This window comes from Mesorhizobium sp. B2-4-7, assembly GCF_006442685.1.
GTDB lineage: Bacteria > Pseudomonadota > Alphaproteobacteria > Rhizobiales > Rhizobiaceae > Mesorhizobium.
Window position 1 is genome coordinate 75,572 of the sequence record NZ_VFVH01000015.1, and the last position, 13,889, is coordinate 89,460.

Annotated in this window: 12 protein-coding genes; 4 read left to right on the plus strand and 8 right to left on the minus strand. The window is 56.5% G+C overall.

The genetic code is table 11. The annotated features are described in order from the left end of the window. Positions 1 to 221 precede the first annotated feature (221 nt). The gene (locus FJ946_RS28875) at positions 222 to 500 is read left to right on the plus strand and encodes a hypothetical protein (protein WP_140567795.1); all 279 of its coding nucleotides are present in this window, start codon (positions 222 to 224) and stop codon (positions 498 to 500) included. 249 nt (positions 501 to 749) lie between these two features. Here the strand turns inward: FJ946_RS28875 and FJ946_RS28880 are convergent, their stop codons facing one another. Both FJ946_RS28880 and FJ946_RS28885 read right to left on the minus strand, forming a co-directional pair. Further along, positions 750 to 2,162 (minus strand): UvrD-helicase domain-containing protein, encoded by a 1,413-nt coding sequence (locus FJ946_RS28880; RefSeq protein WP_140567798.1) that lies wholly within the window; start codon positions 2,160 to 2,162, stop codon positions 750 to 752. Further along, positions 2,155 to 3,855, minus strand: a complete 1,701-nt coding sequence (locus FJ946_RS28885; protein ID WP_140567801.1) for an ATP-binding protein — start codon at positions 3,853 to 3,855, stop codon at positions 2,155 to 2,157. Before FJ946_RS28885 ends, FJ946_RS28880 begins: the two co-directional genes overlap by 8 nt. Positions 3,856 to 4,138: 283 nt before the next feature. On the opposite strand from FJ946_RS28885, the gene FJ946_RS28890 reads away from it, so the two are divergent. Continuing rightward, positions 4,139 to 5,047 carry a hypothetical protein gene (locus FJ946_RS28890; RefSeq protein ID WP_140732306.1) on the plus strand — a complete coding sequence of 303 codons (909 nt, stop codon included), beginning with the start codon at positions 4,139 to 4,141 and terminating at the stop codon, positions 5,045 to 5,047. A 612-nt stretch (positions 5,048 to 5,659) separates the two neighbouring features. Here FJ946_RS28890 and FJ946_RS28895 read toward each other — a convergent pair. The 5 genes from FJ946_RS28895 to FJ946_RS28905 form a co-directional block, all read right to left on the minus strand. After that, positions 5,660 to 7,549, minus strand: coding sequence for a DUF3320 domain-containing protein (locus tag FJ946_RS28895; RefSeq protein WP_210240100.1), 1,890 nt, complete (start codon positions 7,547 to 7,549; stop codon positions 5,660 to 5,662). Next, the gene (locus FJ946_RS31005; RefSeq protein WP_210240101.1) at positions 7,546 to 7,890 is read right to left on the minus strand and encodes a hypothetical protein; all 345 of its coding nucleotides are present in this window, start codon (positions 7,888 to 7,890) and stop codon (positions 7,546 to 7,548) included. Before FJ946_RS31005 ends, FJ946_RS28895 begins: the two co-directional genes overlap by 4 nt. Positions 7,891 to 8,015: 125 nt before the next feature. Further along, complete coding sequence (locus tag FJ946_RS31010) at positions 8,016 to 8,348, minus strand: DUF4011 domain-containing protein (protein WP_210240102.1); 333 nt, start codon at positions 8,346 to 8,348, stop codon at positions 8,016 to 8,018. Positions 8,349 to 8,710: 362 nt separating this feature from the next. After that, complete coding sequence (locus tag FJ946_RS28900) at positions 8,711 to 10,390, minus strand: DUF262 domain-containing protein (protein WP_140568157.1); 1,680 nt, start codon at positions 10,388 to 10,390, stop codon at positions 8,711 to 8,713. Between the two features lie 444 nt (positions 10,391 to 10,834). Continuing rightward, positions 10,835 to 11,227, minus strand: coding sequence for a hypothetical protein (locus FJ946_RS28905; protein ID WP_140568158.1), 393 nt, complete (start codon positions 11,225 to 11,227; stop codon positions 10,835 to 10,837). 294 nt (positions 11,228 to 11,521) lie between these two features. Between FJ946_RS28905 and FJ946_RS28910 the strand changes: the two genes are divergently transcribed. Together FJ946_RS28910 and FJ946_RS28915 are read left to right on the plus strand one after the other, a co-directional pair. Further along, a complete protein-coding gene (locus FJ946_RS28910; RefSeq protein WP_140568159.1) occupies positions 11,522 to 11,707 on the plus strand; it encodes a hypothetical protein in 186 nt (61 codons plus the stop codon). Next, positions 11,704 to 12,075 carry a hypothetical protein gene (locus tag FJ946_RS28915; RefSeq protein WP_140568160.1) on the plus strand — a complete coding sequence of 124 codons (372 nt, stop codon included), beginning with the start codon at positions 11,704 to 11,706 and terminating at the stop codon, positions 12,073 to 12,075. The genes FJ946_RS28910 and FJ946_RS28915 overlap by 4 nt, the downstream gene beginning before the upstream one ends. Positions 12,076 to 12,695: 620 nt before the next feature. Here the strand turns inward: FJ946_RS28915 and FJ946_RS28920 are convergent. After that, positions 12,696 to 13,877, minus strand: coding sequence for a hypothetical protein (locus tag FJ946_RS28920; protein WP_140568161.1), 1,182 nt, complete (start codon positions 13,875 to 13,877; stop codon positions 12,696 to 12,698). Positions 13,878 to 13,889 lie beyond the last annotated feature (12 nt).

A 13,889-nucleotide genomic window follows, 5' to 3' on the forward strand; every position in this document is an offset into this window, starting at 1 on the left:
GCCAGGCGATGAACTGGGCCGCGATCCGTTTGCCCACGATAGCAAGTAGGCTACGAACGAGGAGATTAGGCTGCCCAGGCCGAAGCACGTCACGCCAAGTGGCTTCCGGCATCAGCGGCGGGGATGCTGGCTGGGCTTTGCCGCCCCCTGCCAGCAGTCGCGTTGGTTTTGCTTCGAGCATGCAGCGAGGACGAGCGATACCTCTGACGGAGTTGAATGCAATGTTCTCTGTAACCGACGAAGAGCAGGTTTATGTGAACGCGATTATCAGCAAGGAGATGCCTGACATCGAACGCGTGTCTAGGAAGATAGCCGGGCTCCTCAACACGCTGTCGCCTCAAGCTACGGTGTATGCCTACACGCTGCTTGGCGCCGAGGTGATCGCCAGCGGAATCGAGGACGGCGATATGGCCGTCGAACTCTCAAAGCATCTCCAGAGGGAGACCGAAAAAGCGCTGCGCTGGAAGCCGAAATATGCCGAGCAAAAGCGTGTGAATTGAAATCTATTGGGTCCCCGGCGCGATCCTGGAGGCGGTTCCAGCGCCCTGCCAGCGTCTCGCGCGTCGTGTAATCTGTGCTTAAAGATGAAGCGGCCTACCGCCCGTGCATGTGCACCCCTGCACGGAACCTCTCGATCGCGGCCCTGCTGTTCGTGCTCACGCTCCGCCTTTAGACCTAGATTCTATTCGGTTGGTTCTCGCCGACACCATCTTCCAAGGCGCGCAGCCACGCGGCCGCCGCTTGATGCGTCAAATCATATTGGTGCGGGAGCAAATCACCAGTTGCTTGGCGCCTCGGGTCATGGCGACATAGAGGTTTTTCCGATCCATTGCCGATGGATCAAGCACGACGGCAACATCCGCTTCCAATCCTTTCAGCAGCAAAGTGCTCCCAACCGTGCGTTTCGCTAGCGGTCGTCCGATCAGGCGAGACATTTCTCGCACGCGTATGGCAGCGTCAGCAGGTGCGATGTTCTCAGACCCGCCACATGTTTCCAACATTTTGAGGGCACCGCGTAGGATCGAAGGGCGATGAGCTCGCACACCGCTCTGCTTGCCGATCTCCACAAGCAGGTCTGCCGCCCGTCGGTAACTGGGGGCCTCCGCGAAGGCGATGGCAGCCTTTTCGGCATCGGATGCCTCCCGACGCTGCCTCGCTTCTCGTAGCGTTGTCACACGCTGCATCATGGTCGCGCCACCAACCCCGGTCATAACGCTTGAGGCAAAGCCCACGACGTGATGCAACACGTTGGGCGACGTGAGATCGAGCCCTTCTCCGAATGTGACCAGATCGCGCATGTCTACATTCTCGACGGTGACAGCGCCTGGCGTTTGTCCCGCGAAATCGCGCTGACTCTGCGGCGATCGTGAGTCTGCGATGATCAACACTTTGCCATCCAGCCCAGCCGCGGATGTCCACCCGGCGCGGAGCCGAAGTTCGTGATCTCCAGGCCCGCCAGTAAGTTGGACCCAATGCACATTCGGAGGCGACCGAGTCAGGTCTACCTGTCGTCCGGCCACCAAGTCATGGCGAACATCAAGCAGATATCGACCGAAAACCTCCTCTCCTGCATTTATCCAACGCCACGGTGTTTCTAGTTCGCCCACAAGCGGGAACGCAGTGCATACCTCTCGGCTCCAATCGGGCAATACGTTGCCACCGAAGGCGAATATCGCCTGCATAGGGTCGCCAAGCACACAAGTCGGAATGATCGCTGCAGCGTGGAGCACAATGGCGTGCTGATTTTCCGAGCAATCTTGATACTCGTCGACAATGAGCCGGTGGTAAGTTGCGGCCAACACGTCACTCAGATGCCCGGCCTGCAACAATCTCCATGCCGCATCGCGAACGGCAGGATAGTGGGCAGCCGGATTGCTCACCTGCAAAATCTGAGGGTCGTGGCCGCCACGTTTGGGAAAGATCGTTAGTAGCCGCAACGCCCAACCATCGATGGTTGAAAGTCGATAGGCTTTTGAGGGCACGCCAGCGCGGTCTAAGCGACCGCGCAATGCGGCGACACCCGAGTTGGTATGCGTCAGCACGAGAATGGGCTTCGCGTCGGAATGCCGGGCAAGCGCGTCTGCGATGAGGTGCGTCTTCCCACATCCTGCCGGGGCAGTAACCGCGCCACGGTTTATCGCCAAAAGATCGATCTCAGGCACGGAAGATCCAGCGCATGATCGCAGTTACTATAGTTTGAAAGCCGGGCTCGGCATTGGCAAGACACGGGCCGACAATGTCGCGCGCCGCTTCCTCCATCCAGGTCACTGACTTGAACCATCCGCTACGGCGCGAAGCGAGTGCCATGATTTGGCGGCTTGTGTGCGTCACGGCACCACGACACTGCCACAAATTCATCTGTCCGCTGGACGCTGACCCGATATTTGCGCCAATAGCCTCCTCACCATGTATCGACACGGCGCGCTCCAACAATTGATGCACGGCCTCGTCGCTCAAGCTTGCGAATAGTTCATCCTCAAGAGCCCGCCCAGCACGCCAGCAAAAGAGGGAACCTCCGCCCGCGGCGAAAGCTCCCTCCGTCGCCGCATCGGGCTGCTTGTCATCATCTCTCAGCACCGCGACCTCAAAATGCAATGCTCTGAACGCGTTCGCCCGCCGGTAGATGTGGTCACATCCTCCCGCATCCACGAGAGCAACGCCAACGGCTGTCATAGAGAGAGCGTTTTGAGAAACTAGATACTGGTCAAGGCCTCGCAACAGGCCGACCTCACTCGCCCCCTCACACACGAGAACAGAGGAGGCAAGAAATGCGTCCGGCGAGCTTCGGATCGTTCCTTGAATGCCAGGGTCCCCGCCAACAAGTTGAACCTCGTGAACTAATCCACGTTTTCGAACGACAACAAGCTGGTCGCCGCGCAACTCTCGCAATGCCACCGGCGAATGCGTTGTCAGGAAGGCTTGAAGTGGAGGCGGCGCCTCCTTCGCGCCAATGGACCCCAGAAGTCTGATGATGCGATGGGGCTCCAGACCGTATTCCAACTCATCCATAAGTATGACAGTGGCATTCTGCGCTGCACGGCGTTGTAAGCCCGCCAACAGGAGGCGCGTCGATCCGACACCGAGGGATCGAAGTGGAACGCCGTCTGCCTCATGAAGCGCAATTGTTCCGCCGCTGAACGATACTGAATTCGCATCGAGCATAGCCTTCAGGTTGTCGCCGACGGCGATCCCAAGTGACTTCGCGACCTCGGCAATGATCTGCAGCGTCCCACTAAGCTGTTCCCCAGCCAAATCGCCGAAAGCAGCCCGCGCGTCACGTGCAGCCTTCGCTAACGCACCGGCGGTATCCGCACGTTCTTCGGATAAGCGGTTCAGTATTGAACCACGACGCCAACCAAGATTGTGATCTGCCAAAGCACCAATTCGCGTTGGCGAGATTCGTGTGCGGTCCGCCCAGGTCAGAAAGCGAGCCTGGCCGCGCCCCTCTGCACGATCCGACACCAATGTCCAAACTGGATCCAGGTCGCTACCGACTTGCAAATTGATGGTTAGAACCGTCTCAGCCTGAGCCTCGGGCTCGTCCTCGATCTCTCTAGTCGCCGCGTTGAAACTCCGAACGTAGCTGCCATAACTCTCGATACTCTTCAGCGAGTCATCCAGTTCGCCGATGGAGATCGTGATCGAGATCGGTATCTCGACGTTCAATCTGTAGAAATCCGCGTCGCTGAATTGGATCGAGCGGCGTGCGCCAAGGCAGCAGTCAATCGCATCAAGAATTGAGGACTTCCCGGAGTCGCCAGGGCCAACCAGGCAGTTTAGGCCGGCAGAGGGGAACCACGACAGTGCTTGGATGCATCGGAAGTTGCGGATGTCGATGTGACGGATACGGGCCAACTATTCCTTCCCCCAAGGCTTCGAGAAGCCTTAGTATCTGGAGTGGTCAAGCTCCACCAGAGAAGCAGACTCTGAGCGCACAATTATTTGTAAGACTACGGTCAATATTGTCGTATTGAGCGCGATCATTCGAGACGAGATCCCCGTCTGGCGCCCAATGCGGGCCGCCGAAACACCGATTTTGCGGGGTCGGCGGCGATACAATTTGCGTCTCAAAGCTCCGGAGCACCCTTGGTCCGAACAACTAACACACACCACTCGACTTCCATTGTAGAGTTGACTGATGTATTTCTTCGCAAGGGAGGCCCAGTCTATGGCATATTTTGTGAAGCATTGTGCGATGGCATTTCTCGCTACGACTACGCTGCCGACGATCTCGCTTGGCAAATGCATGCTTGATGGCTTTGACAAAGGCTTGCCCCCAGCGATCGGGGACGAGGTTGATGGCGGAGACGGCAAGTTTGTTTGGGGTTCGGACCTAGATCGGATAGACGGCCGGAATCGAGTTTGGAATTTTATCCGCAACACGGGGCAAAGCCCTCTAAATGCAATGTGGAGGAAAGCGGATATTCGGATTGACTACGCCAAACCATTGCCGCCGGGCGAAGTTTATTGCAACCGCTATTGGGTTAAAGAAATATTGGATAGCGACATCGATGATGACGCTCCAATCATCTACGGCAATCACAATACCAGTCAGCGCGCCACGGTTTTTAGAAAGGTGGAGACTGCGCAAGAATCAGATGGCTATTTCGAGAGCGCCATTGATACAGCCTATGCTGAGGCGAACGGCGTCGTGCGCGAAGTGCACGTTGGATTCTCTTATCAGGTCGAAAACAATCGCATCACGGCAATGAATCTCGACGCGCCGTCAGACGTCTACGTCTCGATCCCGGGGATTGGCTCGTCATGGTCCAGCGATACTTTGGCGAGGTTCATTCAGGCCGCAAAGGAAAATGGGGCGGAATTCACAAGTGGCAAGTTCACCGATTTCTCCCCAAGCTGGAGTGATTCGCTCTACTTTTCGGGAGATCCAGCACTAAAATTACCGGGTTATTTTACCAAGGGGTCTATAAAGAACTTCGATATCAATAGTATGGCCTCAGGTAGCGTTAATGGGCCTATGATATTGTTCGACTCTGAGAGGAAGCCAATTGCCTCGGGTTCCGTCACGATCCCCGTCATAAAATAGGCGTTCCAATGTCGTTTGAAGACTTCTCCGTAGCATCTGCCCTTTCCGCAGGTGGCGCTGCTATGTCCACCGTTAGCATGAGCGTTCCGGCCGGCTATGAAGCGCTTCACCTTGTCAGCGCTACTGCTATGGCGGCTGGTTATGCACTCGGCAGACAAACTGCCTCTGGAAAATCCCCCAGGGAGACGTCAAAGCTGCCAACGTTGGCCTGTGCCGCGCTGTCAGTTTGCAGTATCGTCCTTTATTACTTGGCGCTTAGCTACAATGAGCCAGGTGTTCTCGGAACGATCGAGTTGGCCGTTTTGGCATTTTTCACCTTCGCGCCGTTTACATACATACTCGCGATTACGCGGACCTGGCAGGCAGGCTAAAATCTGCCAACACAATCGAAACTGTCACAATGTTTCTCCGCGAAAGCGGAGTCGCATGCCGATATCGCGGCACCAGCCCTGAAAATCTTTCACTGGCGTCGTCCGCCCTCCGGAACAAGCCTATATGGAGCTGCTGGTGTGCGGCCGTTCGTGGTCGCAATTTCTACTCAAAGGCCATTGACGTCGGTGGAATAGTCATTCCGTGAGATGGCCGCTAGAATGGATGAGTGAAGCTGATGTTTCACATCAAAGCGCTCGATTCTGTCATCAAAGCACTGTTGATCACTTCTGCTAAATCATTACCAACCCGCTGAAATCCCAGAAGGCGCGCGACGGCGCGGGTCAAATCCCCCGGTGGCATGCCACCACTTTCTGAACGAATGCGCTGAGCTGCGGCGCCTATTTCCAGGGGTGGGAGGTAGGCGGCCTTAAGCAGACTGCCGGTTTCTGCACAGCGGTAACGGATCGGTGGGTTTTGGGCTTGCTCTTCTGTTAAAAGGAATGATCCCATCCATCTCAGCGCGTGGTCTCTCTGCGTAGCGAGACGCGCGGCGCGCCCGGCCGCTTCGACGATACGATTGCCGGCCCGCGATTTGCCGAAAGCAGAAGTAATGCGCCGCGCCACCTCGTCGATGTGGATAGGCCCTTCGATCCCGACGATTTTCACAACGAGGTCAGCAAGCTGGGCAATGGGAGCCTCATGCGGCTCAAGGCTGGACCGCACAGAAAGCTCGGCGCGGACATAGGCCGGAGCCGTCAAGGTAAGGTGGTCGATTTCGACCGATTGCTCCGCAATGTCCTGCACGAGCGGAGCAGGCCGGAAAGCCCCGTGATTTGCACCACGCACGCGAATGCCGTCCTCAACCGTCAGCCTCGCCCGGTCAAGTGCTGCAGACAGCCGTTGAATCTCACGGGCACGATGATGGAACCAGTCGGTGCTCCAGATGCGATGGAAACCCCAACCGAGGTTCTCCAGGACATCCTGACGCAAACGATCACGCTCACGTGCCCACAGGGCTACATGGTAGGCGGCACCATCGCATTCCACCGCCAACAGATATTGCCCCGGACGATCGGGATGACGCACCCCAAGGTCGATCCGGAACCCAGCTGTCCCGACCTGTGGATCGGCCAGATAGCCGAGTGAGCGGATTGGTGCGGCGACATCTTCCTCGAACGGGCTGTCTGCATCGAGCGCGCTTGCCACGCGCTCCTCCATTATTCCGGTCTTGGCAAAGTCGAGGAAGCGTTTCAAAACCCGCGGACCGTCACGTTTGCTGCGCGTCGGGTCGATGGAGCCTGGGTCGAATGAAGCGAAGACCTCGCAGCGAACTCGCGCACGGGAGAAGAGGGCGTTTAGTCGCCGTTCGCCACCTTCGGCATTCACTGGTCCGAAGGACATATAAGCGAGCGGCCCGTTGGGCTCCTGAGGTCCATAGCCCACTGAGATTAGGATGACGTCACGTTCGTCACCCTGAACGTTCTCAATGTTCTTAACGAACACATCCTCATGTCGACCCTCGCGCAGGAAGGCCTCCAGAACAGGATCGTCACGGCGCTCAAGTTCGAGCAGCTCAGTCAACATGTCGGCCTGCGCCTTTGAGAAGGCGACGACTCCGAGAGAAAGGTCTGGCCATGCTCGGGCGTGCTCCGCCACCCCTCGCACGACCGCTTGTGCCTCGATCCGATTGGTGCCCTGGCGACCAAGTCCGCTGCCGCCGCGTGCATATACCCCTGGAACGCGTCGGAACTTCAATCCGTAGTCATCGTCGAGTTGCAGCGGTGATGGTGGCAGAACAAGGTTATCGCCGTAGAATTCGGCGTTCGACACCCGGATCAACGATGGATCGCGCGACCGATAGTGCCATTCCAACATTCGTGAACGCAGGCCGCGTGCCTCACACAGCGACAAGATGCTTTCCATGTCGGCTGCGGTGGCACCGAGCGGTGCGTCCTCGTCCTCGTCTTCAATATCTTCAACATCGTCGACCAAACGGTCAAAGAATGAAGTAGGGGGTAGTTGCTTCTGGTCACCCACCACCACGATTTGACGGGCACGGGCGACGACGCCTAACGCATCTTCGGGGCGAATCTGGGATGCCTCATCAATCACCAGAAGGTCGACCGTCACACTGTTGGGCCGTCGTGGGCCGCCGCTGCAATGGTGTTGGTGATGGTCTGCGACTTGCCGGTTCCCGGCGGTCCTTGCACCACCAAGCTCGCACCTCTCTGGACTTCTTCGATGACCTTGGTCTGCGAGGCATCGGCGTCGATCACCTGAATGATTTGGGCCGGATCAAGGTGATCGTCGAGTCTGTCCCCGGGTCCAAAGAGCGGGGTATCCGCCTCGAACCCGTCTGCCAGAAGTCCGGCAAGCAAATCATTTTCGGCGAGCGTGCCATCCGACCAATTCGCCTGGTCGAGGTCACGGTGCATGAGGAGCTTGGCGAAGGAGAAGAAGCCGATCTGCATCCCGTCGGCATCGATTGACCAGCCCGATTGTGCTGAAACCGTTTCTGCCACAAGCGCAAAATACGGCGCCGGGCTCCATCCTCCGGTCTCTTCGATCTCCGGCAGGATGATCCCGAAATCCTGCCTCAGCCGCTCCTGCAGGGGCAGGTTCGTGGTGATGTCATCGTGTCGCCATACCTTTCGGAACCGGCTTCGCGATCATCGTCGGGCGAGGCGAGCAGCATTTCATGCCCTTCCTCCGCCTTGTCCTTGCCCATCGCCTTGAAGCGCATGCGCTTACCCTGAATGCGCAGGAGCGCGAAAATGTCGTCCGAGCGTTCGTTGATCACGTTCAGACAGTTCGCCCGCTGATTGGCCCTGTTGACGTGGATCAGCCGGTTTCGCGTTCCGGTTTCGAGGAGCTTGCGCCTGGCCGCTTCCAGAACCCTCGAAATCGCCTTTGTATTGACTTTAAGCATTAGTCTGATCGCGAAATTCAGGATTGCGGATCGAAAATATTCGGGCGCCGCCAACAGCACAGTTGTGGTCGCGCTTCGCGCACATCATTAAGGCGTTAGCCATCCCAAGCCCCTTTTTCTTTTTGTCTGATCTAGCCTAGGTTGTTGTCGCTGTTGGAATCAAGAGTTTGCAAGGATGATCACAGGTGAATTGCATTCGACAATCGATGTCGCTTGTAGGCTAGCGAAATAGCCAGCACGCGCGCTTCATCATCCTCTCGCGGGCACTGTTGATGCTGCTGCTCCGGGCCTGATAGAACAGTCCTCCGCGTGCGTGTAGCGCCAAAGTTCAGCAATGAGCGTGCGGCGGTTCTTTTCAGGCCTCAGACCAACCGCCAGAGTTTTTCAATCGCGCCGATCAGCTCGGCTTGACGTTTCTTGAGGATATCGGGCGTCCATACAGATTCAGCGAGAACCTTGCTAGTCAGAGCGAAGTTTGAAACACCAGATTTTGTTGAAAAATACTTTTCCTTTTTATCGATAAATTCTAAGTTGCTGGCCTGTGAGTTCTTTCGGCGGGTTAGCAGCACGAGATTTGCCAGCTTGTGAACCCATTGCTGCCGATCGGCCTCGGTGGGGAAGTCCAATAGCCACTGGCCTCCGACCGCCGGATTCTGTGGCAGCACATGCTCCACACTGATTACTGGTGAGCTGTAAACGGCACTTCCTCCGGACAGGAGCTCGTCAAGACGAAGCAGCAGCGGAAGGCGAATGCGCGTTACTGTGTAGATATCTTCCCCAAGGGCTTTGCTAACTTCCTTTCTTTCATAGTCACTAAGTTGCAGCGGTGACTTATCGGCAAACAGATCCTCGCTGGATTGGATCGAGCTAAGCAATCTCCCGTAGCGGCGAATGCGCTCTGACGGATCGCTTCGCATTAGGAATAGGCCATACGCGAGGCGCTCGAGATCCGACAAGAAGCGAAGGATGAAGTCCGGATTGTCCCGACGGCGAGCGATAACTTCCATGGCTGGGGGTTGCCAGTCGAAGTTATCGAGACGGGAAAGATGAGTCAGTTGCCGGTTGACTTCATCTGCATTTTTGAAACTGGAGAACGAACGATCTGTGATCTCCTCATAGGCATCAGCATAGGGGGTGAGCTCAGCGTCTATGAATTTCGCAGGCTCTTTGCGCGTGGGAACGAACTCGCGAAACTCGGCAATTAGAGTGCCCTGCATCTTCTGTTTGCGATGGATTGTGCGGATATGTCCGAACAATTCCGCGAAACGCGCACGCCCGAGCTCGTCCTCGAGATCTTCCCATTTCTGGGTATAAGTTTCTTGCGTAGCGACCGGAAGCGCGCCAATGATTTCCGCCTTGAGGACATCTGCCGGAGAAAGATCGAGACCGCGAGAGTTAAGGACTGAGAAGATGCGGAACGCGGAGTCCTGGTCCGATGCGGCGACCATTACGAGGTAGCAGCGCTGTGCGATATACATTGTCAGCCGGCGCCGTTGGTCATCTGAGAGGTCTTTCAGTCGCTCTCTGAGAAACGTCGCGTTTTCCACCATACGAGCTCGCGCATCCTTGAACTGGCGTCCGTCCGGCAAAGAGCTGGTCCCGCCCTCGAGCTGGATGGTCGCACGAAAGAAATCGGCGTCACGCTCTCGTGGTGTCAGTCGGAAAACGTCCGATGTTCCCTTGATGGGATCTCCGGTCTGGCAGACATAATTGTGAATGGCAGTCGCAATCTTCTGGTCCGAAAGATCGCGAAGCACGCTAAGCAGGATTGTCAATGTGGTCAGGCGCTGCTGGCCGTCAACGACGTCCGCCTCGGGCCTCTGGGGATCTTTGATGAGAACGATACTTCCCAGGAAGTATGGGCTAGCGTCAGCGACATTGCCTGTATCGCCGCAGGCTGTCACGATGTCATCAAGCAGTTCGCTCGCCTGGTCCGTCGCCCAGGCATACGGCCGCTGATAGGAAGGTATGCGCAAAAGGTATTTGTCGCAGAAAATGTCGAGGACAGGCTTTTCGCTGGCCTCTATCGTATGTCGCGTCATGCCTTTTTATCTCCCCGGAATTAGCGTTCGTCACCCGTTAATACAACTTCAGAGTTCGGTTCACGACGATTTCAACCGGGCGCCGGGCCGAAATAGTGCGCAGAGTCCGCTTCGTTGACCTATCTTCTAGAACCGTGAGCTTCTATTGCCTGTCACAACATAGCGGATCAACCATCCGCATCCCCAAACTCCGATGGCAAGCGAGATTCCACCTATTACATCTTGGTCTGCGTTCCACCGCTCCCAAGCGCCGCTACAACGGCCAAAAGTAGCGAGCAAGCGGCAATGGCGCAGCAAAACCAATAAATTGCGTTCGCGAATCTAATCAACATTCGGCGACAATGTCTTACTGTTTCGAATGGGCTCAGGCGTAGGGTAAACCCGGTCTGGCATTGCTTGCTCTCGTCCTGATCTTCGGGCTTGGCGCATTCGAATGGTTGCTTGTTAAAGGTTCTTGAGAGCCTCAAGCTCCATGAAGCGTTGCCACTTCAATGACGGGTTGGAGCAGGCTGAGCTATTAGGTAGATTGCCGACGAGCATGCTACCGCGAGCGTCAACTTCAATTGTTTGTCTCCCTGTATATCCACCCATGGCATTCTTAGCGTTTGCTTTCACGCAAACCCATTCGATGCCCGTTTTCGGGTTTCGTTGGACATCCGAAATTTCAGCGTCTCGGATTGAATACGGGTCGGCGAGAAAATCTCTTGCGTCGTGGACGATAGCGGCTTTTAGCGTGGCTGATGGTGCAGTGGATTGGTCAATGCTCTTTTGCATTTCAGCAGACGATTGACACCCGGCGAGCGCAAGCGCCGCCGCTACAACTATTAGTTTTTTCAAGATTGCGCCCCTAAGTAATGCCCGAGCGGGACGGTCTATGTCTCGGGCTCGCGTGTCAAGAGTGCTGGCGCGCTTAGGATACCGGCCAGGCTACGAGATTTGGTGCCGACCTTTGCGACATTCTCGACTCTGGCGGCTAGATAGCTTCTATGGGTTTGCCGAATTCTCGGCGGGGTATGGCATCATATGGGTAACCGCTATGTTTCTACGTCGCGTCAGCTAGGTCGCGCGGTGAGAAAACACACACTCAGCACGACAACGCGGCGTTGGACGACGGGAGGAACGATAGTCGCGGTGATCCTCGCGATCATTCTTGTTCCTCCAATGGGACTCGCGCTTATGGGAACAGCATTCGCCGTCTGGTGGCTTGGTGTCGGGATTGTGGTGATCTTCGGCGGTTTAATTGGCAATGTGATCGGCGCGAACAGAACGAATAAGAGTCTCCGCAAAGAGAAAGCTGAGGAGGCGGTTCGTTCTTGATCGGCAAGGCATTCATCGACCCGGAGACCGAACGGATCTACCACGTAACCGGCGTCATACCGACTTACGAGGATATTGGCGCGTTAGAAGGCGCGTTGATCATCACGCGAGACGATCTAGAGGCGCGGCTTGTGTCGAGCTTTCAGGCCGACAAGCTTGAGGGGCAACTTGCCGTCCGCGTCGAGGTGATCATACGGGCTGGCCAATATCGCTATCCTGCCGGCACCCCTTTTGTTCTTTATCGGGTTGCGGATTGGAAAAGCGGAAAGGTATGGGCCACGCCGCTTCGCCAGTTCCACCGCCAGTTCCAACCCCTCGACGGCGACTTTATTGGGGCCGTTCCTATCGATCCTGGCGCGGCCGAGTAACACCTAAGCAGGTGACCTAGAATACACCACATCAAGAAATTGAAATTTCTCTAAGTTATTAATTTTGTTCAGTAGGATAACGATGGCTGGGGCGCCAGGATCCTAATGGCCCGCGACGCAGCCCCAGATGTGGAGGCACACCAGCAGGCCGATGCAGCAATGTCCGGCAACATAGCCGAGGTAGTGATTTAGGTTGTCCATACTGTCGCCCGCCACAATGTTACAAAATGCACGATAAGCTGTTGATTTCATTATAGAGGTCGAGAGTTCAATCCTCGCGCAGCGACGGTTTCGACGACAAGCCCGGTTTCACGGGTCGCTGGGAGATCGAGCGGCATCGAAACCCATTCGGCCGACGGCTTCCACAGCGTCGATTCAGCTTTCCTGAACCTCAAGCCGCCGCTTCTTTTCGACGCGTTAAACGCGCCAGAACTCGGGATCGCTATTCTGTTGCATGTCTTGTCGATGAGACCAGCAAGCTTGATCGTCTTGGCCTGCGCCGTCGTGACCGCCCATCTTGTCACCTATCGACCTTGGCGGCCTGCTTTCCTGGGCGTGCGGAGCGGTGAAGTGGATTGCCGTCAGTGTCTGGTCAGGCTTCGATTGGCGACCCCGGCCTGCTACCCACCGAGCCCGCATGAGTGTGGGACATTGACCGGGATAGATCCAAGGCGTTTGCCATCGTAGCCCTGTGCGACCGTCGCAATCACCGCCGGATTCCAGCCGTAACCGCAATGGGCGGTGTCCGGGCGCTCCAACAATCCGAGGTATATCTGATCGTTCGAGACAATGACGTTGGTAATCTTCATGTCCTTTGGCAGATACGCTTTGGGGAAAAGCCGATAGCTCAACAGGTCGTTTGGATCCGTGAAAGCGACAAAACGGATCTGACCGGCCGGCTCGGCGATGAACGCCTTGTTCTTTCGAGCTCGCGCGCTGGCGAACACGTCGAGGAGCGATCCGTTGGCTCGATCCGTCGATTTGTCTGAAACAATCCTGGCTGTGCCTTGAGAGTAGGTTGCGGCGTTCAGAAGAGGGATCTGGTTTGCGAGCAGAAAGACCATTTGGACATCGCCAAGGCGCTGGGCAATCCGTGACTGCTCCGATGCCGGCGTGGCTTGCCATATCGAGACGATCGCATCGGAGAGCATCTTGCTTCCCAAACTCTCGGCTATCAGGATGGTTTTCCGCCTGGGCTTGCTGTCGTCGATCAGGCAGCGGCCTGCGGCTGAAATACGGCCGCCCAGAGCGTCACAAACTTCTGAACGGATCCACGATCTGGTCGGATCGCCAGACGCGCCGGTGTAAATCACCGCATCGGAAAAGCAGTCGTCGATCAAGCCTTCCTTGAGGGTCTTGTTCAGGCTGGCACGCTTCAGTTCATCATTGTGGTCGAGCCCAATAGCGATTTTTGCGCCGGCCGCGAGCGGTGACCAGACGAGAAAACGGAGTTCGAGCGAATGTCCATTCACACTGTGGTTGAATGTGACGCGGGCAGCGCGCTCGGGACCATACACTGTGTTTCGTCTAGACGATCCGATAGCGATTGCCCGCTCGAGAAGAGCGTGGCGATTATCCGCCCAGCTTTCATCGTGAGTGCACATCCCGTGCACCCAGACTACCCGCAGGTCTTCTTGCTTGGCAAAACTCATAATGCCGCCAAAGCTGGATGGGTTGGTCTGACCCGGCTCTTGAATCTTCGGCGGGATGTAAGGGGTGGCGCACCCCGCAATCAACAATGCAGCGCCGAAGATGAATGCAGAAAACAGCGCGCACGAAGCGCGCCTAATTACTGTTGCCATCTCTCATCCCCC